The 18,947-nt window shown below is 70.8% G+C and carries 19 protein-coding genes; 10 read left to right on the top strand and 9 right to left on the bottom strand.

Annotated features, from left to right (window positions below):
- Nucleotides 1-32: 32 nt before the first annotated feature.
- Together OO71_RS31130 and OO71_RS31125 are read right to left on the bottom strand one after the other, a co-directional pair.
- Complete coding sequence (locus OO71_RS31130; protein WP_033293528.1) at nt 33-1,766, bottom strand: ABC transporter ATP-binding protein; 1,734 nt, start codon at nt 1,764-1,766, stop codon at nt 33-35.
- 50 nt (nt 1,767-1,816) lie between these two features.
- Nucleotides 1,817-2,479, bottom strand: a complete 663-nt coding sequence (locus OO71_RS31125; RefSeq protein WP_033293527.1) for a TetR/AcrR family transcriptional regulator — start codon at nt 2,477-2,479, stop codon at nt 1,817-1,819.
- A 42-nt stretch (nt 2,480-2,521) separates the two neighbouring features.
- Here OO71_RS31125 and OO71_RS31120 point away from each other — a divergent pair, with 42 nt between their 5' ends.
- From OO71_RS31120 to OO71_RS31110, 3 genes are all read left to right on the top strand, one after another.
- Nucleotides 2,522-2,836, top strand: a complete 315-nt coding sequence (locus OO71_RS31120; protein WP_051792484.1) for a hypothetical protein — start codon at nt 2,522-2,524, stop codon at nt 2,834-2,836.
- Nucleotides 2,837-2,863: 27 nt separating this feature from the next.
- Nucleotides 2,864-3,736, top strand: a complete 873-nt coding sequence (ku, locus tag OO71_RS31115) for a non-homologous end joining protein Ku (protein ID WP_033293526.1) — start codon at nt 2,864-2,866, stop codon at nt 3,734-3,736.
- A 184-nt stretch (nt 3,737-3,920) separates the two neighbouring features.
- Nucleotides 3,921-4,127 carry a hypothetical protein gene (locus OO71_RS31110; RefSeq protein WP_033293591.1) on the top strand — a complete coding sequence of 69 codons (207 nt, stop codon included), beginning with the start codon at nt 3,921-3,923 and terminating at the stop codon, nt 4,125-4,127.
- 156 nt (nt 4,128-4,283) lie between these two features.
- On the opposite strand, the gene OO71_RS51340 is transcribed toward OO71_RS31110, so the two are convergent.
- Both OO71_RS51340 and ahcY read right to left on the bottom strand, forming a co-directional pair.
- Complete coding sequence (locus tag OO71_RS51340; RefSeq protein WP_156096630.1) at nt 4,284-4,439, bottom strand: hypothetical protein; 156 nt, start codon at nt 4,437-4,439, stop codon at nt 4,284-4,286.
- A gap of 141 nt (nt 4,440-4,580) precedes the next feature.
- Complete coding sequence (gene ahcY / locus OO71_RS31105) at nt 4,581-6,041, bottom strand: adenosylhomocysteinase (protein ID WP_033293525.1); 1,461 nt, start codon at nt 6,039-6,041, stop codon at nt 4,581-4,583.
- A 78-nt stretch (nt 6,042-6,119) separates the two neighbouring features.
- On the opposite strand from ahcY, the gene OO71_RS31100 reads away from it, so the two are divergent.
- Nucleotides 6,120-6,878: a class I SAM-dependent methyltransferase gene (locus OO71_RS31100; protein ID WP_033293524.1), complete on the top strand. Its 759-nt coding sequence runs from the start codon at nt 6,120-6,122 to the stop codon at nt 6,876-6,878.
- Nucleotides 6,879-7,047: 169 nt separating this feature from the next.
- On the opposite strand, the gene OO71_RS31095 is transcribed toward OO71_RS31100, so the two are convergent.
- The 4 genes from OO71_RS31095 to OO71_RS31080 form a co-directional block, all read right to left on the bottom strand.
- Nucleotides 7,048-8,109, bottom strand: a complete 1,062-nt coding sequence (locus OO71_RS31095) for a DNA polymerase IV (protein WP_051792483.1) — start codon at nt 8,107-8,109, stop codon at nt 7,048-7,050.
- Nucleotides 8,110-8,457: 348 nt separating this feature from the next.
- Nucleotides 8,458-8,727 carry a DUF3040 domain-containing protein gene (locus tag OO71_RS31090; RefSeq protein WP_033293523.1) on the bottom strand — a complete coding sequence of 90 codons (270 nt, stop codon included), beginning with the start codon at nt 8,725-8,727 and terminating at the stop codon, nt 8,458-8,460.
- 104 nt (nt 8,728-8,831) lie between these two features.
- Nucleotides 8,832-9,587, bottom strand: coding sequence for a hypothetical protein (locus OO71_RS31085; protein ID WP_245633835.1), 756 nt, complete (start codon nt 9,585-9,587; stop codon nt 8,832-8,834).
- Nucleotides 9,588-9,618: 31 nt separating this feature from the next.
- Complete coding sequence (locus OO71_RS31080; protein WP_033293522.1) at nt 9,619-10,392, bottom strand: right-handed parallel beta-helix repeat-containing protein; 774 nt, start codon at nt 10,390-10,392, stop codon at nt 9,619-9,621.
- A 152-nt stretch (nt 10,393-10,544) separates the two neighbouring features.
- On the opposite strand from OO71_RS31080, the gene OO71_RS31075 reads away from it, so the two are divergent.
- From OO71_RS31075 to OO71_RS31065, 3 genes are read left to right on the top strand one after another with little or no spacing between them, the layout of a single operon-like run.
- A complete protein-coding gene (locus OO71_RS31075; protein ID WP_051792482.1) occupies nt 10,545-12,338 on the top strand; it encodes a serine/threonine-protein kinase in 1,794 nt (597 codons plus the stop codon).
- Nucleotides 12,335-13,162, top strand: coding sequence for a hypothetical protein (locus OO71_RS31070; protein ID WP_033293521.1), 828 nt, complete (start codon nt 12,335-12,337; stop codon nt 13,160-13,162). The genes OO71_RS31075 and OO71_RS31070 overlap by 4 nt, the downstream gene beginning before the upstream one ends.
- Nucleotides 13,163-13,204: 42 nt before the next feature.
- Nucleotides 13,205-13,957 (top strand): FHA domain-containing protein, encoded by a 753-nt coding sequence (locus OO71_RS31065; RefSeq protein WP_156096629.1) that lies wholly within the window; start codon nt 13,205-13,207, stop codon nt 13,955-13,957.
- Between the two features lies 1 nt (nt 13,958).
- On the opposite strand, the gene OO71_RS31060 is transcribed toward OO71_RS31065, so the two are convergent.
- Complete coding sequence (locus OO71_RS31060) at nt 13,959-15,101, bottom strand: epoxide hydrolase family protein (protein ID WP_033293520.1); 1,143 nt, start codon at nt 15,099-15,101, stop codon at nt 13,959-13,961.
- Between the two features lie 100 nt (nt 15,102-15,201).
- On the opposite strand from OO71_RS31060, the gene OO71_RS31055 reads away from it, so the two are divergent.
- The 3 genes from OO71_RS31055 to OO71_RS31045 are packed head-to-tail and all read left to right on the top strand — an operon-like array spanning nt 15,202 to nt 18,947.
- On the top strand, nt 15,202-15,828 hold the full coding sequence (locus OO71_RS31055; RefSeq protein ID WP_162186129.1) for a GTP cyclohydrolase II: 627 nt from the start codon (nt 15,202-15,204) through the stop codon (nt 15,826-15,828).
- A 55-nt stretch (nt 15,829-15,883) separates the two neighbouring features.
- Nucleotides 15,884-16,642, top strand: coding sequence for a sulfite exporter TauE/SafE family protein (locus tag OO71_RS31050; RefSeq protein ID WP_211260652.1), 759 nt, complete (start codon nt 15,884-15,886; stop codon nt 16,640-16,642).
- 52 nt (nt 16,643-16,694) lie between these two features.
- Entirely contained in the window at nt 16,695-18,947 is a 2,253-nt protein-coding gene (locus OO71_RS31045; RefSeq protein WP_033293517.1) for a xanthine dehydrogenase family protein molybdopterin-binding subunit, read from the top strand.

Raw genomic sequence — 18,947 nt, 5'->3', positions numbered from 1 at the left:
GGCGGCCCGAGCGGGCTGTCGCAATTGTGTGCTCACGCCGCCTCCTGTTCAGTCAGCTGCGAAAGCACGATCTCTCGGTACGTTTCGTTGGTGTCCATCAGTTCGTGGTGGGTTCCGGTGCCGACGACGCGGCCGTCGTCGAGCACGATGATCCGGTCCGCGCTGCGGATGGTGCTCACCCGCTGCGCGACGATCACGACTGTCGCGTCGCGGGTTTCGTCGGTCAGCGCTCGGCGCAGGGCTGCGTCGGTGGCGTAGTCGAGCGCACTGAAGGAGTCGTCGAACAGGTAGATCTCCGGCCGGTGCACCAGCATCCGCGCGATCGCGATCCGCTGCCGCTGCCCGCCCGACACGTTGGTGCCGCCCTGGGCGATGGGGGAGTCGAGACCCTGCTCCATCCGCTCGACGAAGTCCTTGCCCTGCGCCACTTCCAGTGCCTGCCAGAGCTGCTCGTCGGTGGCGTCCGGATTGCCGTAGCGCAGGTTGCTGGCGACCGTGCCGGCGAACAGGTACGGCTTCTGCGGGACCATGCCGACCGCCGCCGACAGGGCCGCCGGGTCGAGGCTGCGCACGTCGACGCCGTCCACCCGGACGCTGCCCGCGGTGGCGTCCATCAGCCGCGGGATGAGGTTGAGCAGTGTGGTCTTCCCGCTGCCCGTGCTGCCGATGATCGCCGTGGTCTCGCCGGGGCGGGCGAACAGCGACACGTCCTGAAGCACCGGCTTTTCCGCGCCGGGGTACCGGAATTCGACGCCGGAGAGGTCGAGGTACCCGCGTTCGGCACCGGCCGGGACCGGGTCCGCGGGCGGGCGCACGCTCGGCTCGGTGTCCAGCACCTCGCTGATCCGCTCGGCACTGACCTCGGCGCGCGGCACCATCATGAACATGAACGTGGCCATCATGACCGACATCAGGATCTGCAGCAGGTAGGCCAGGAACGCGGTGAGCGCGCCGATCTGCATGCTGCCGCTGTCCACCCGCTGCCCGCCGAACCACAGCACGGCGACGCTGGACACGTTCACCACCAGCATCACGGTGGGGAACATCAGCGCCATCAGCCGTCCGACCCGCAGGGAGACGGTGAACAGATCGTCGTTGGCCTGCCCGAAACGTTCCCGTTCGTGCTGGTCGCGCACGAACGCCCGGATCACCCGGATGCCCATGATCTGCTCGCGCATGACCTGGTTGATCTTGTCGAGGCGGACCTGCATGAGCCGGAACGCCGGGCGCATCCGCGCGATGATGAGGCTCACCGCGATGCCCAGGATCGGCACGATCACCAGCAGCAGCGACGACAGCGGCACGTCCTGCTGCAGGGCGAGCAGGATGCCGCCGATGCACATGATCGGCGCGGACACCATGAGCGTGAAGGTGAGCCCGGCGAGCAGCTGGATCTGCTGCACGTCGTTGGTGGTGCGGGTGATCAGCGACGGCGTGCCGAACTTGCCGACCTCGCGCGCGGAGAAATCCTGTACGCGATGGAAGATCCCGGCCCGGATGTCGCGGCCGAGCGCCGACGCGGTGCGCGCGCCGTAGTAGACGGCGCCGATCGACCCGGCGATCTGGACGAGCGTGATCGCGAGCATCACGCCGCCGATCCGTATGATGTAGCCGGTGTCGCCCTTGATCAGGCCGTTGTCGATGATGTCGGCGTTCAGCGTCGGCAAGTAGAGCGCGGCGATCGTCTGTACCAGCTGCAGCGCGACGACGAGCCACAGCACGGCTTGGTAGGGGCGCAGGTAACTGCGCAACAGTCTGACCAGCACGGTCGTGTTCTCCCCCGGGGGTGATGTGTGGTGGGTCGGTTCGGGGCGGTTCAGGATGCGGCAGCCGCAGTGTCGGCAGTGTCCGCAGCTTTCCCGGCAGCTGCGGTCAGTGCCGGCAGGCCGGCGGCGGCTTCCCGCAGGAGCCCGATGAACACCGGCAGGAACTCGTCGTCGGAGTCGGAGCCGGAGTTCAGCCAGGTGTCGAAGGCGATGCGGGAGGCATTCTGCACAATGCCCGCCATCATCCGCGCGTGCAACGGATTTGCGTGCGGGCCTGCCCGCTCGGCCACGGCTTCGGCCAGTACGCGCTCCACACTGGCGTGCGCGCGCAGCATTTCGCCGAACAGCCCGGCATTGCGCATCATTTCGCGCATCCGGCGCACATCCTCGCGTTTCGGGCTTTCGTCGCGCAGATGCCGTTCGACGGCCGCATGCAGGACCGCCTCCCACAGCGGCTCGTCCGCCGGCCGGGACAGGAGCGTCTCCCGCACGCGCACCTGCCGCTCGACGATGAACGAGCAGACCGCTTCCTCCTTGCTCGAGAAATAGTTGTTGAACGTGCGCGGGGAGACCCCCACCTCGTTCGCGATGTCCTCCACCCGCAGCTGGTCCACGCCGCGCTCGAGCGCGATCCGCAGCGCCGCCTGGGCGAGCGCCTGCCGCGCGGCCCGCTTCTTGCGTTCGCGCAGGCCCTCCGGAGGGGGAGAGGTCACCCGGGCGAGAGTAGCAGCAAAAGTTGCGGGGTGCGAAAAATTATGCGGACCGCGAAATTTTTCACCGCAGCCACGGAGTGGTGGACCCGCGTGCTCGGCATGCCGTCCTGCTTCGACGACCCGCACTGCGTCGGGTACGCGGTGCACGCGGTACGAGCTGGCATGCACCCGAATGGCCGAGCGGAGAACGGCGGCGGCATCCGCACGGCCCTGCTGCGGCCTCCGGACGGGAACCTGGCCGGGATGCTCGAAAACCCGCATTTTCCCGCCGGGTCCGGACCGGCCCGACCCCCCCGGACCTGCGCGGACTGTCGGATCCGGGCAATCCCGGCTACGGTGGTCACCGAGCGTGAGTGACGGCAAGGGGACCGGCGGAGGTGCGGCATGCGGTCGATGTGGAAGGGCTCGGTGTCGTTCGGGCTGGTCAGTATTCCGATCCAGCTGTACGCGGCGACCGAGAACAAGAACGTGTCGTTGCGGCAGGTGCACGTCGCCGACGGCGGGCGGATCCAGTACAAGCGGTTCTGCACCGTCGACGGCGAAGAGGTGCCGTACTCGGAGATCGCGAAGGGCTACGAGCTGCCCGGCGGCGAGATGGTGGTGATCACCGACTCCGACCTGGCCGAGCTGCCGCTGCCCACGCAGCACGCGATCGACGTGCTGGAGTTCGTGCCGCTGGAGTCGATCGACCCGATCCGGTTCGACCGCACGTACTACCTGGAGCCGCAGAAGAACGCGGTGAAGCCGTACGTGGTGCTGCGCGACGCACTGCAGAAGGCGAGCCACGTGGCGATCGCGAAGGTCGCGGTGCGGCAGCGGGAGAGCCTTGCGCTGCTGCGGGTGGTCGACGACGTGCTCGTGATGACCACGATGCTGTGGGCCGACGAGGTACGCGTCCCGGATTTCCCGTTCCTGCACGAGGATCCGCCGCAGGTGCGCCCGCAGGAGCTGACGATGGCGGGCTCGCTGATCGACTCCCTGTCCGAGCCGGTGTTCGAACCGGAGAAGTACTCGGACAGCTACCGCGAGGCCTTGGAGTCGATGATCGAGGCGAAGGCAGGCGGAGGCGAGACGGCGCGGCCGGCGCAGCAGGAGGAGAAGGCCGAGGTCGTCGACCTGATGGCGGCGCTGGAGGCGAGCGTTTCGGCGGCGAAGAAGACCCGCGAACCGGCGAAGGGCAAGGCCGGGGCGAAGGCGGAGAGCGGGCCGGCTGCGAAGAAACCGGCGAGCCGGGCGCGGCGGCCGAAAAGCGCCTGATTCCGCGTTTTCGTGCACCGGCCCGGTTTCGTCACTGCGGGTAGGGCGGGTTCACCGGACCGGGTGGGACGACACGCCGCGGGGATGCCGGGGACGGTGGTTTTCCGGTGGTACCAAGGAGTCGTCCGGCCCCGGAACCCCTCAGGTGCCGGGGCACAGCATCGAAGCGGAAGGGGGCATGAGCATGGAGTGCGCGTTCTGCACGAGCGGCATCGACCACTGTCACGGAACCCTCGTCGTCCACCCGGACCGCGGGTTCGCCGAATGCACGGACCCGTCCTGCGCAGACCTGGACCGCGTCCGGCACGGCTTGATCATCGACTGCCACACCCTCGACGCGGGCTGCGCCTGCGCCCCCACGGCAAACCCGCTGCTGCGGCGGGCTTCCTAGGCCGCGCGGTCCCCCTTCCGGGTTGCCGAGGGATCTTTACCCGATCGGGTAAGCGGCCGTGTACAAGCGCCTTGGCAGTGTGCTAACACTACCGGGGGGTCCTTCGGCTCTCCCTCCCCCTCGGAGCCGGAGGACCCCTTCACCGGCAGGTGGCGATCAGTACCAGTGCGCGCGGCCGCCGATCCGGCGTCCCGTGGCGCCGGCCACCGCCAGTACCGCACCGGCCACGGCCAGGATGATCCCGATGGTCCACAGGACCGGGATGCCGACCACGAAACCGATGACGAGCAGGATGATCCCGAGGATGAGCACGATGTGTTCTCCTTCGTGTAGCGGGCCGCCCGGCGGATGCCGGGCAGCCGGTGCGCACCCTCACCGGATCACCCCGCCGGAACGGGCGGAAACGGCATCGTTCGGAGCAGCCGGTGCGGCGTTCGGCCGAATCCGGGACGCTCAGTAGCGGTAGTGCTCCAGCTTGTACGGGCCCTCGACGGCCACGCCGACGTATTCGGCCTGTGCCTTGGTCAGCGTGGTGAGCCGTGCGCCCACCGCGTCCAGGTGCAGCCGCGCCACCTTCTCGTCGAGGTGCTTCGGCAGCCGGTGCACGCCGGTCGCGTACGAGCCGGGCTTGGTGAACAGCTCGATCTGCGCCAGCACCTGGTTCGCGAACGACGCCGACATCACGAACGACGGATGCCCGGTCGCGTTGCCCAGGTTCATCAGCCTGCCCTCGGACAGCACGATGATCGCGTGCCCGTCCGGGAAACGCCACGTGTGCACCTGCGGTTTGACCTCGGTCTTCAGGATCCCGGGTACCTTCGCGAGCCCGGCCATGTCGATCTCGTTGTCGAAGTGGCCCACGTTCGCGACGATCGCCTGGTGTTTCATCCGCCCCATCTGCGCGGCCGAGATGATGCCGAAGTTGCCGGTGGTGGTGAGGAAGATGTCGGCGCGCTCGACGACGTCGTCGAGTTCCACGACGTCGAGCCCGTCCATCGCGGCCTGCAGCGCGCAGATCGGGTCGATCTCGGTCACCGCGACGCGTGCGCCCTGCCCGCGCAGGGCTTCGACGGCGCCCTTGCCGACGTCGCCGTACCCGCACACGACGGCGAACTTGCCGCCGATCATCACGTCCGTGCCGCGGTTGAGGCCGTCGACCAGCGAGTGCCGGATGCCGTACTTGTTGTCGAACTTGGACTTGGTGACCGAGTCGTTCACGTTCATCGCCGGGAAGAGCAGTGCGTCACTGGTCGCGAGCTGGTACAGCCGCTTCACGCCGTTCGTGGTTTCCTCGGTGACGCCGCGCATCCCGTCGGCGATCCGGGTGAACCGCTGCGGGTCCCCGGCGAGGCTGGCCTCGAGAGTGCGCAGGATGATCCGGTGCTCCTCGGGGTCGTCCGCGTGCGGGCCGGGTACCGCGCCGGCCGCCTCGAACTCCGCTCCCTTGTGGACGAGAAGGGTGGCGTCGCCGCCGTCGTCGAGGATCATGTTCGGGACCTCGCCACCGGGGAACCGGAACAGCCGGTCGGTGCACCACCAGTACTCGTCGAGGGTTTCGCCCTTCCACGCGAACACCGAGGTGCCCTGTGGGCGCTCGGGAGTCCCGTGTGGACCGACGACGACCGCCGCGGCCGCCTCGTCCTGGGTGGAGAAGATGTTGCAGGACACCCAGCGCACCTCGGCCCCGAGCGCGACGAGGGTTTCGATCAGCACCGCGGTCTGCACGGTCATGTGCAGCGACCCGGCAATCCGCGCCCCCTTGAGCGGACGGGCATCGGCGAACTCGCGGCGGATCGCCATCAGCCCGGGCATCTCGTGCTCGGCGAGATCGAGCTGCACCCGCCCGGCGGCAGCGAGCGAGAGATCGGCGACGGCGAACTCGAGGCCGTCGACGGTACGCAGTTTCGAGGTCATTTTCTTTCCTTTCAAGCAGGCTGAAGTACGGGTACCGTCGCGGTACCCGGGGAATGGGCGCAGGGGAGAACGCGGGGTATGTCCGATCGCGCACTGAGTTTCGGTGCGGTGGCGTCGGCGTACGAGCGGTTCCGGCCGGGGTATCCCGCGGAATTCGCCGCGGCGGTGCTGGCTTACGCCGGGCGGCCGGTGCGCACCGCACTCGAAATCGGTGCCGGGACCGGGAAAGCGACCCGGCTCTTCGCGTCACGGGGGATCGCGGTCACCGCGACCGAACCGGACGGGGCCATGCTCGCCGAGCTCTGCAAGCACGTGCCGCCCGACGTCGAGACCGAGCAGGCTGCGCTCGAAGACCTGCGCCCGCACCGGCAGTACGGACTGGTCTACGCCGCGGCGGCACTGCACTGGACGGACCCGGACCGGCGGTGGCCGCGCATTGCCGCGCTGCTGGAGCCGGGCGGGGTGTTCGCGTCGTTCGGCGGGCCGGTCCTGGTCGCCGATCCCGTGGTGGCGCAAGCAATCCAGGGCGCCCGGGCGTCGTTTCTGGTCACCGACGAGATCCCGTCGCCGGACGGCACACCGCCCGGGGACGACCTGCAGTGGCCGGGGACGGAACTGCTGAGGTCCGGGTTGTTCGCGGACGTGCGGCAGGTCGCGCTGCCCCAGCGATTGACGGTGCGCGCTGATCAGTACGTGGGTCTGCTTTCCACCGTCTCGGCATACCTTGAGCTGCCGATTCCGTTGCGGGAGCAGGCTTTTCAGCGGATCCGGCAGGTACTCCCCGAGACGGTGGACCTGATCACCGACACCACGCTCCACCTTGCGCGCCGGTGCTGAGCGAGCGGCCACCCGTGACACGGTGCACCTCCTTTGCAGGAGGCGCCCTTCGGTCGAGATCCCGCGGGCCGAGCGTGGCGGGGGAATCCCCGTCGCAGCGCCTCTCGGCCCGGAGCCGCGCCCCGGTGGGCGCGTCGGACTCCACCTTGGCAAGGGTGGTCGCGCGCTGTCAAGCGCGGGGGAACTCCGCGCGCACTCCGAGCAGCCGCACCGGTTTGCCGAGCGTGAAGCGGGCGAGCACGTCCTGCGCGGCGGCGGCGAGCACGGCCGGGTCGGACGACGGTTCGGGCAACGTCACACTGTGCGAATGGGTGAAGAAGGGCGCGAAGCGCACCTTCACCGCAACGCGCGCCGCGGGCCGACCTTCCTCGGCGACGTCCTGGGCGACGCGCTCGGCCAGCCGCGCGATCTCCGCCACGATGGCGGCGCTGTCGGTGAGATCTTGCTGGAATGTCGTTTCCCTGCCCCGGGAACGCGCGACGTACGGCGTTGCGCTCACCTCGCGCTCGCCGATCCCGCCCGCCAGCAGCCGGTACCACGGACCCAGCCGGGGCCCGAACCTCGCGGCGAGCGCATCCGGGTCCGCGGCGGCGAGTTCGAGCACCGTGGTGTACCCGGCTTCGGCGAGCTTCTTGGCGGTCTTGCGGCCGATGCCCCACAACGCGTCGGTCGGGCGTTCGGCCATGACGTCCCACCAGTTCTCCTGGGTGAGCCGGTAGATCCCGGCGGGTTTCGCGAAACCGGTCGCCAGCTTGGCCCGCAGCTTGTTGTCCCCGATCCCGACGGACGACGACAGCCCGGTCTCCTCCTCGATCCCGCGCCGGACGTCCTCGGCCAGCGCCTCCGGATCGTCCGCGGTGACGCCGAGGAACGCCTCGTCCCAGCCGAGCACCTCCACGACGACCGGGAACTCCCGCAGCCTCGCCATGACGTGGTCGGAGACCTCCTGGTAGGCGGGGCCGTCGACGGGAAGGAAGACCGCGTCGGGACAGCGTTTCACGGCCAGCCGCAACGGCATACCGGAGTCGACGCCGAACTCCCGCGCCTCGTACGACGCCGTCGCCACCACCGCCCGCTCCGCCGGATCCCCATTCCCGCCGACGATCACCGGCCGCCCACGCAGCTCCGGCCGCCGCGCAACCTCCACGGCAGCAATGAACTGATCGAGATCGACATGCAGGACCCACTCGGACACGGCACCAGTGTGCGGTGCCGGGGTGTCGGCGCGCATCCCGGAGGTGGGGTGGGCGGTTTCGGCGGCGGGTCGAGGGGTGACGACGCAGGGAGGGGAGTGGCTGTGACCCTGCAGGGTGTGCCAAGCCGACGCGGATGAAGCGCGGCTTTGGTGGCTGGGGCGAGACGCGGCCGGGCGGTGCACCACCGGCGGCGGTGGCTCTGCTGGGTGAGGCGTGACCGGCGGGCGGGGTGTGGCCGGAGTGTTCCTGGCGTGGCGGGTGGGGCTGGCCGAGATCGCGAAGGGAGGCGTGCGGCGGGAAACGGAACGCGGCGTTAACCCGTGCACACCCGGGCACCGGGATACCGACCCGAGGCTGAGGCCGGAGAACCGCCGGAAAGCGCGTCAGCCGTGGTCGTGGCAGCGGGCGATGTGGGCCGCCACTCCGCCGGCCGCGGCGAACAGTGCGCACACCGTCAGTGCCGGGCTGGCGGTGACCAGGCCCGCGACCAGCAGGCCGCATGCGATGACGTCCAGCAGGATCGCGAAGGTCGTCAGCAGGATGGCGGTGCGGGCCGGTTTGCCGCGGCGCAGGGCGTCCGCCAGTTCCGGGTCACTGGTTTCGAACCAGCGCTCGATCTTGTCCAGCTCGACGCGTTCGTGATGACTGAGCATGGAGGTCTCCTTCGGCGGCCCGCGTGCCGTCGCCGGTGAAGTACCCCCGCGGGCGGGCCTCGAACCAGCTCTCCGGCGATTCACCCGGCCGCGGGTACTGCGGGTCAGACCTCGACGTCGAAGGTGACGGTGAGTGCTGCCTGACCGGTCACGCGCAGCCGTACGAGTGCCTCCCGGTTGAGTGATCCGTTCACAGTGGTGAGCGCAGTAGCGAGGTCGGCCGGGGCGGGCCGGACCAGCCTCGCGAGGCCTGCGTCGAGCACCTCGCGGATGCGGGCCGCCGAGCAGACCAGCGGGAGCAGCCGGGTGCTGGCGGTGTGCTGCACGTGCAGTTCCACCACCTCGGTGCGGTAGGCCGCCTGGAGGAACTCCTGCACGTCGCCGCCGGAGAGCAGGATTCCGGTGTCCAGGTCGACGCCGGTTTCGGGCAGCAGCAGGGACGCCCGCAGGAAGCCGTCGTGGGCGTCGAGGTAGAGCTCGGCGCCGTGGTTCGCGAGTGCTTCGCCGAGGCCGTCGAGGTTCTTGCGCAACGCGGGCGTGAGCAGTACGACCGCGGCTGCGCGGCCGCCCAGCCCGGTGTACACGACCTGCCCTTCGACGGCGATCGTCTTGTGCGGCACCACATTCCCGACCGGTCCGGTTCCCGCCGGGTACGCCGCCCGCGCCTGCTCGGCCATCCGGTCGGTGAGGCTCGGCGTGGTGATCGGCGGCAGCCGGGTCCCGCCGACGACCAGGCCCGCGCGCCGGAACGCGCCGCGCCGCTCGAACGGGTCGGACGGGTCGGACGGGTCGGACGGGTCGGACGGGTCGAACACAGCGATCGTGATCGGGCCGGGGTCCTTGCGCCACGGCATCTTCATCGGCGGGTCCGGAGTGGACTGTCCACAGTGGTCACGGGGCGCATCTCGGCTCCGGTCCGGTGTAGCCCTCGCGGGAGGACTTGTCGATGCCGACCTCGCAGCGGATCGACGGGTCCACGTGGTTGCCCTCGACGTGCGCGCCGGTGGAGTGGATCGCCAGCCCGATCGCGTGGTCCGGTCCGGCGGCGAAGGTGTTTCCGGTGATCGTGGCCCGCTGGACGTCCTCGAACATCAGCGCCTGTGACGCCTTACGGGTTTCGCAGAAGTTGTCCTTGATCACGAAGTCGGTGGTGTGGCCCTTGCCGTCGCCCTCGCCGTCGTTCGGGCCCTCGGCCATCACGCACATGTTGTCGATCTGCTCGCACCGGTTGCCTTCGATCCGCACGTGGTTGCTCGGCGGGGTGTCGCTGGCGAAGGTCTGCATGCAGTCGGCGTGGCCGTTGCGGTTCGACGTCTGCCGCACGGTGTTGTGCAGGATCGCGATGTCGTCGCCGAAGAAGCGGATTCCGTCGCCGTCGCCGCCGTGGGGTGCGGTGATCGTCGTGTTCTGCAGAGTCACGTGGGAACCCCGAAGCTCGACCCCGGGAGCCGACGGTTTAGTGAGCGTGTAGCCGTCGACCACCACCCAATCGGCGTCGACGTCGATGCCGGACACCTCCTTGCCGCCGCCCGCGTACACGCGTGGGTGATCGGGCGTACCGCCCTCGGTGATGTGCAGGCGAGAACCGGCCGCGTGCGCAGCCGGGGCGAAGGCGACGGCCAGCACGGCTGCCAGGCAGGCCGGGGTCAGGTTCGGGGCGCGCATCGGTCTCCCTGAAGGGGCGCGGACGGGGTCGGCGGCGACCGTAGCGCAGGTGATCGGGAGGGGTCCCGGGCCGCTTTCTGACCCCGGAGGTGATGCAGTATCGTTACTGCGAGTTACCTCACAGGGGTCGGACCACGCCGAGGGGAGCGTCGGTGCAACCGAATCAGCTGATCGCGGACCGGTACCGGTTGACCGGGCGAATCGGCAGTGGCGGGATGGGCGTCGTCTGGCGGGCGCACGACCAGCGGCTCGACCGGGAGGTCGCGCTCAAGCAGGCCCGGCTGTCCGACGTGGTCAGCGGGCGGACGCTGCGCCGCGAGGCTCGGCTGGCGGCCGGGGTGCTCCACCCGAACGTGGTCACCTTCCTGGACGTCGCTGCCCAGGGTGACGAGCTGTGGCTCGTGATGGAGTACGTACCCTCGCGCAGCCTCGCCCAGATCCTCGCCGCGGAGGGACGGCTGCCCGCGCGCACCGTCGCGGAGATCGGCGTGCAGGTCGCGGCGGCGCTGGCCGCGGTGCACGCGCACGGGATCGTGCACCGGGACGTCAAGCCGGGCAACGTCCTCATCACCGACGACGGCCGCGCGAAGCTCACCGATTTCGGCATTTCGCGGTCGGTCCGCACCGACGAGACGGTCACCGAGTCCCCGTTCATCGGCGGCACCCCGGACTACCTCGCCCCGGAGGTCGCCCAAGGCCACGCGCCCACCACGGCGTCGGACGTCTTTTCCCTCGGGGCAACGCTTTTCGCCGCGGTGGAAGGCGCGCCGCCCTTCGCGGGCGGCAACGAGTACGCCACCATCCGCCGGGTCGCCGAGGGCACCGTCCCGGCGGCGCAGCACGCGGAAGGCCTCGCCCCGGCGCTGGAGCAGCTGATGCGCCGTGACCCGGCGGAGCGGCCCGCCGCGGCCGCTGCGGGCGAGCTGCTGGCCGAGGGCATCGACACGCTGCCGGTCGCGGTGCCGCGGCAGCGCCGGGCCCGGCGGCGGCTGCTGGTCTCGGGTGCGGTCGTCGTGGCGATCGCGGTGCTCGTCACCACGTATTTCGTGATCCGGCCGAAGGACGAACCGGTGACCCCGGCGGTGGCGGCGTCGGCGGTCACCCCGGCGAAGCTCGGCATCGGCGCCGACCCGCGGGCCGCCGACCCGTGCCGGCTGGTTGATCCCGAGCCGCTGCGCCCGTTCGGCGAGCCCGAGGTCGACCCGGACTACGGCAACTTCAACCGCTGCGACGTGCTTCTGCACCGCACCGGCGACCTGCAGGCGGACGTCAAGGTCGAGCTGCAGGATCCGGCCGACCCGGAGGGCCCGGCGTCGAAGTCCGGTCCGTTCTCGGTGTTCGCCGCGCCGCCGGACGACGACTGCGTGCGCCTGATCCAGCTGCCGGACCGCTACCTCGTGCGCGTGACCGCCGGCGTCGACAAGGGCGACCACCTTGACGTGTGCAAGGTGGCCGAGGTCGCCGTGGCCTCGGCGACGAAAGTCCTTGCCGCCGCGGGGGTTCCGCCGCACGCGACGCCGTATCCGCAGGCGTCGCTGGCCCGGCTCGACGCGTGTGCGCTGCTCACTCCGGACGCGGTTTCCTCGACGGCAGGCGTGGCCGCGCCGGTGAAGATCGAGCCCGGTTTCGGTGGCTGGGAATGCGATTGGCGGAGCTCGTCGACCGACCGCTGGGTCACCATCGTCTTCGACCGGGACCAGCCGCCGGACGGCGACACCGGCAAGCTCGTGAAGGTCGCCGGGCACGACGCGTACCTCAAGACCGATGATTTCGCCGCCGGTACCTGCCAGGCCATCCTGGTCCACCGGACCTACACCGACGGGCACGGGGACAGCGCGGTGGAACGGATCAAGATCGTGGTGCACGGCGATCCGCCGTCGGACGGGCTGTGCGCCCCGGTGTCCACTTTGGCCGGTGCCGTGGCCGGGAAGCTGCCGAAGACATGATGGCGTTCACCAGCGCGGCCGAACCGCTCGGTCCGGACTACGGCAGCCTCGCGCACGGGGTCCCGCCGTCGCCGCCGGGCACGATCTTCGCGCTCACTGTCACCGGCGGCGTGCGCATGCCGCCGCGCGACGGCCGCCAGGTCCTTTTCGGACGCAACCGCGAAGACGTGCACGTGTGCGTCGGCGAGGACGACCGGAAGGTCAGCCGGAAGCAGGGATTCCTGGTCCGGCGCCGGAATTCGTGGTGGATGCACAACACCGGACGGCTGCCGATCCGTCTCCCGGGGTCGCGGCTGCTGTTTCCGGAGGAGGACCCGGTGCCGCTCGCCGAGGGGTACACCGCGGCGTTCGTGCGCGGGTCGGCCGGCCGGGAGCATCTGCTGGAGCTGTACGTGGCCGGGGCGGACGGCCGCCGCCCGGACTCGCGGCCGCAGGACGTCACCGAGCCGCCGCGGATGTGGCGGCTCACGCCGGACGAACGGCTGGTGCTCGTTTCGCTGGCGCAGCGGTACTTGCTGCAGGATCCGTACCCGCAGCCGCTGGCGTGGCGGCAGGTCGCGCAGCAGCTGACCGAGCTGAACCCGGATGCGCCGTGGAGCGCCAAGCGGGTCGAGCACCTGGTGAGTGCCGTGCGGGCCCGGCTGGCGCGCGCGGGGGTCGCCGGGCTCACCCGCGAGGAGGTCGGCGAGCCGGTCGGGAATGCGCTGAACGACAACCTGATCAAGGAACTGCTGCTGTCCACGTCGCTGGTACCGCCGGACCTGGCGCTGCTCGAACCCGCGGGGGACGCCGATCCGGGAGGGGTCCCGGAGCCGCCTGCTTGACTCGGGATACGCGGAGCAACCGCGTTCCGGCAGCGAGTGGGGGTGTCCGTGGGCGAGCCGATGCGGACGTTGCCCGCGGGGCATCCGAGCCTGGCGCGCGGGTTCGCGTCGCCGCCCGGGACGCTCGTGGTGCTGGGGCTGACCGGGGGAGTGCTGGTGCCCCCGTCGGCCACGGACCCGGTCACGTTCGGGCGGAACACGGCCGAGGTGACCGTGCCGCTGGGGGAGGACGACCGGCGGGTCAGCAGGCGGCACGGCGTCCTGGAGCACCACGGCGGCCGGTGGTGGGTGCGGGCCACCGGCAAGGTCCCGCTGCGGCTGCCGAGGTCGCGGCTGCTGTTCACCGGTGCCTCGCCGGTCCCGCTGCCGCCGGGTTACCTCCCGGTGTTCGCGCGTGGTTCGGGCGATCGGGAGCACGTGCTGGAGGTCCGGATCACCGACGGCGCACCGGATGCGGCTCCCGCGGTGTGGTTGCGGCCGGACGAACGCCTCGTGCTTGCCATGGTGGGCCGCAGTTTCCTGCGCCGGGACGAATGCCCGCGGGCGGTCCCGGTGGCGCTGGCGGCGGCGCGGTTGTCCACTTTGGACCCTGGGGGTGGCTGGACACCGGATGCGGTGGCGGGGGTCCTGGACGGCGTACGTGCGCGGGTGCGGCCCGGTCGCCCGGACGCGGAGGTGGTGTCGGCGCTGGTCTCGGGGGCGGTGCTGGTGCCGCCGGATTTGGCGTTACTGGCGCCGGTATTGCCGCCCTTGCCGGGTGAGGTGGAGTGGATGCCGTCGACGTGGGGTGGGTAGGTCAGCGGTAGGGACGGAAGAAGTCGCGCAGTTCCTGCGCGTACAGCTCGGGTTCTTCGAATGGCGCGAAGTGCCCGCCGCGCTCCGGGGCCGTGACGCGGACGGTGTTCGCCGTGCGGTCCAGCCACTCCCGCGGGGCGCGGATCAGGTCGGCCGGGAACTGCGAGAACCCCGACGGCACCTCGACCCGGCGTGCGTGCTGTTCCGGCGGGATTGCGCCATTCGCCCGGTACATCCGCATCGATGAGCCGATGGTGCCGGTGAGCCAGTAGATCGTGACGTTGGTGAGGATCTCGTCCTTCGTGAAGGAGCGTTCGACATCCCCGCCGCAGTCGCTCCAGGCGCGCAGCTTTTCGACGATCCACGCGGCCAGCGCGGCGGGCGAATCGGTGAGCCCGACCGCGGCCGTCTGCGGTTTGGTGCGATGCATCGCCGCGTACGCACCCTCGGTGGCGCCCCAAGCCGCGGCGCCCTTCAGCCACGTGCGTTCTTCCGGCGTCAGCTCGGCGGGATCGCCGGTGAACACGGGGATTCCGGCGTCCATGCGGTGCACGGCCATGATGCGGTCCGGATGGTCGAGCGCGAGGAACCGGCTGACCGCGCTGCCGATGTCCCCGCCCGCGGCGGCGAACCGTGGGTAGCCCAGCACGGTCATCAGCTCGGCCCACCGCCCGGCCACCGCGCGGGAATCCGGCGCCGGGCCTTCGGGCCGGTCCGAATAGCCGTACCCGGGCATGTCGGGTACCACGACGTCGAACGCGTCGGCAGGGTCGGCGCCGTGTGCGCCCGGGTCGGTGAGCAGCGGGACGACTTTCGCGTAGCGCCAGAACGAATCCGGCCAGCCGTGACACAGCACGAGCGGCAGGGCCGGGCCGGTGGCGGCGCGAGCGTGGACGAAATGGATGCCCGACCCGCCGACCTCGGCGCGGTACCGGGGCAGTTGCGCGAGCGCGGCCTCTTGCTTCGGCCAGTCGAACTCCTCGGCCCAGTAGCGGACGAGCTCACGCAGGTACCCGACGTCGGCGCCGAGGCCCCAGCCGTCCTCCGGGGCGTCCGGCCAGCGCGTGGCACGGAGCCGTACCCGCAGGTCTTCGAGCTGCGCGGGATCGGTTCCGGGGGTGAACGGCTCCGGGCTTGCGGCCATATTCCCGACCTTACGCGATCAAGCTTGTGACGTTGGACGCCGGAGTTTTGTCGGGGGCAGTGGGTAGGGTCGGGATCACCGAGGGGGAAAGGAGTTGTGCATGAGCAGGATGCCCCAGGTGCGCACGCGGGTCCGGATCCCGCTGCGGTTCGGCGACGGGCCGGCGGCGGATGCGGAGGCGGTCACCTTCACGGGACTGTCCGACGGGCTCGAGCACCTCGCCTTCGTGCTGGGCGAACCCGGGCCGGTCCCGCTGGTGCGGCTGCATTCGGAATGCCTCACCGGTGACGTCTTCGGGTCCGCGCGCTGCGATTGCGGCCCGCAGCTGCAGGAGGCGGTCGAGCGGATCTCCGCGGCCGGTGGGTACCTGCTCTACTTGCGCCAGGAAGGGCGTGGCATCGGGCTGTACAACAAGCTCGACGCGTACGCGCTGCAAGACACCGGCATGGACACGTACGCCGCGAATGCTGCCCTCGGCCTGCCCGAAGACGCGCGTGACTACACGGCTGCCGCGCAAATGCTGAACGTGTTCGGGGTCCAGCAGGTGGACCTGCTGTCGAACAACCCGGACAAGGCAGCGCAGCTGGCGCGGCACGGCATCCAGGTGCGCGAGCGGGTCCGCACGGGCGTGTTCGCCACCGAACGGAACGTGCGGTACCTGCGGGCCAAAGTGGAGCACACCGGGCACAGCCTCGTGCTGCCCGGAGAACCGGGGCTGGCGAGTTGACCACTGTATAACGACCTATATGGCGTAGCCGGTATGTTCTGCTTTCGCGGTGACCATCGACGCCGGCAAGTTCGCCCTGCTGCTCCTGGCCGGCGTCGGAGCAGGGCTCACCGGCGCGGTCGCCGGGCTCGCCTCGCTGGTGTCGTACCCGGCGTTGCTGGCTGCCGGGTTGCCGCCGGTCAGCGCGAACATGACCAACACCGTGGCGATGCTGGGAAGTACTGCCGGCGCGGCCGCGGGCTCCCAGCCGGAGCTGCGCGGACAGGCTCGGCGGCTGCTGCCGTTGTGCCTGATCACCACGGTGGGCGGGGCGTGCGGCGGGCTGGTGCTGCTGGTCAGTTCGCCGGACAGTTTCACCTTGGTGGTGCCCTGGTTGATCGGCGGCGCGTCGGTGGTGCTGATGGCCGGTCCGCGGCTGCGGCGGATGGCCGAGCACCACGAGCACCGGGGGATCGGTCCGCTGACCGGGATCGCGGCGTTCCTGATCGGGGTCTATGGCGGATACTTCGGCGCGGCGGCCGGGGTGCTGATGCTCGCGCTGCTCACCACGGTCTGGAGCCAGGCGCTGGCTCGCACGAACGCCGCGAAGAACGTGGCCACCGGCACCGCGAACCTGATCGCGGCGCCGGTGTTCGCCTTCACCGGCAAGGTGTTCTGGCCCGCCGCGATCGCCGTCTGCGCCGGGTCGGTTGCGGGCTCGTGGCTGGGCTCGGTGCTGGTGCGTTATCTTCCCGCGACGCCGCTGCGGATCGCGATCGGCCTCGGCGGGCTCGCGCTCGCCGCGGTTCTCGCGTGGCAGGCCTATTCAGGCTGACGCGCGAACGAATACCGGGCATAGTCGGCGGGGTACCCGAGCAGGAGGACAGATGAGCATTGTCGGCACCCGGGTGGTGCGCGTCGAGGACGAGAAGCTGATCACCGCAGGCGGCACGTACGTCGACGACCTGCGGGAGGACGCGCTCGCCGGCGCGGCCCACGCGGTCTTCGTGCGGAGCCCGATCGCGCACGCGCGGATCGCCGGGATCGACGTGGCAGAAGCCCGCACCGCACCCGGTGTGGTCGCCGTGTACACCGCGGCGGACCTGGATCTCGCGCCGCGCAAGGCAGGTCCGGTCACCGAGCCGTACCTGGCGGCGGACGTCGTGCGGTACGTCGGCGAGCCGGTCGCGCTCGTGCTCACCGAGGAGCGGTACCAGCTGGCCGACGCGGCCGAGCTGGTCGACGTGGACTACGACCCGCTCGACGCCGTCGCCGACCTCGACACGGCGCTGTCCGGCGAGACGCTGCTGTTCCCGGACCAGGACAGCAATGTCGTGCAGGTGCACGGTGCGGAAGAGTTCGACGACTCGGTGTTCGCGGAGTGCGACGTCGTGGTCACCGAGGAGATTCTGAACCAGCGCGTGGCGCCCGCCCCGCTCGAGGTCCGCGGCGCGTCCGTGGCCTGGGGTGACGACGGCCGGGTCACGCTGTGGCTTTCCAGCCAGAACGCGCAGATCGGGCGCAGCACGGTCGCCGCCGGGCTGGGGATCGACGCGGACCGGGTGCGGGTGATCGCGCCGGACGTCGGCGGTGGTTTCGGCGCGAAGATCGGCGCGGACCCGGAAGCGACGCTGCTCGGCTGGGCGTCGCGGCAGGCGGGCCGGGCCGTGCGGTGGACCGAATCGCGCAGCGAGAACCTCACCTCGATGACGCACGGCCGCGCGCAGCGCAACACCGTCACCATCGGCGGTAAGCGCGACGGAACCGTGCTGGCGTACCGGCTGGACGTGATCCAGGACGCCGGTGCGTACCCGCGCACGTTGTTCCTGCCCACGCTCACCGAGCTGATGGCGCCCGGCGTGTACCGCTTCCCGGTGGTGCAGACCCGCAGCCGCGGCGTGGTCACCAACACCACGCCGATCGCGGCGTACCGCGGAGCGGGACGGCCGGAGGCGACCGCGGCGGTCGAGCGGGCGATGGACCTGTTCGCCGCGAAGATCGGCATGGACCCGGCGGACGTACGCCGGGTCAATTTCATCCGGCCCGACGAGTTCCCGTACCAGACTCCCACCGGCGGCTCGTACGACACCGGCGAGTACGCGGCGGCGCTGGACAAGGTCCTCGATGCGGCGGGATACGCGCAGCTGCGGGCTGAACAGGCGAAGCGCCGGGAGGCGGGCGACCCGGTGGCGCTCGGCCTCGGGATCGCCGCGTACGTCGAGATCACCGGCGGCGACGGCGGTGGCGAGAGCGGCCGGGTCGACGTGCACGCCGACGGGTCGATCACCGCGTGGACCGGCAGTTCGCCGCACGGGCAGGGGCTCGGCACCACGCTGGCGATGCTGCTGTCCGACCGGATGGGCGTGCCGCTGGAGAAGATCACCGTGCGGCACGGCGACACCGACGAGGTCCCGCGTGCGGTCGGCACGTTCGGCTCGCGGTCGCTGCAGCTCGGCGGGTCGGCGATCCGGCAGGCCGCGGACGAGGTCGTGGCGCAGGCCCGGCAGGTCGCGGCGGAGCTGCTGGAGGCAGCACCCGAAGACCTTGAGCTGGACGTCGACCGCGGGACCTGGCAGGTGCGCGGCGCGCCGTCGAGCGCCACGCTGGACTGGGCGCGGGTCGCGGGCCAGGCGGGCGGGTTCACCGCGGACGTCTGGTTCGGCGACGGCAGCCCGACGTTCCCGTTCGGGGCGCACCTCGCGGTGGTGGAGGTCGACACCGAGACCGGCAAGGTCGAGGTGACCCGGATGGTCGCGCTCGACGACGCGGGCCCGATCGTGAACCCGCTGACGTTCCGCGGCCAGCGGCACGGCGGGCTCGGCCAGGGCATCGCGCAGGCATTGCTCGAGGTGATGAGCTACGACGCGGACGGCAACCCGACCACGGCGACGCTCGCGGACTACTCCTTCGTCACCGCGACCGAGCTGCCCGATTTCGAGCTGGTGGACATGGAGACGCCGACCACCCGGAACCTGCTGGGGGTCAAGGGGATCGGCGAGGCGGCCACGATCGGCTCCACGCCTGCGGTGCACAACGCGGTGGTCGACGCGCTCGCCCACCTCGGCGTCACGCACCTGGACATGCCGACGACCCCGCTGCGGGTGTGGACGGCCCTGAACGACGCGAGGAAGGCGAACTGA

The sequence above is a fragment of the Amycolatopsis jejuensis genome, assembly GCF_000717335.1.
In the GTDB taxonomy this organism is placed as follows: Bacteria; Actinomycetota; Actinomycetes; order Mycobacteriales; family Pseudonocardiaceae; genus Amycolatopsis; species Amycolatopsis jejuensis.
This window is presented reverse-complemented; position numbering and strand designations above follow the sequence as displayed.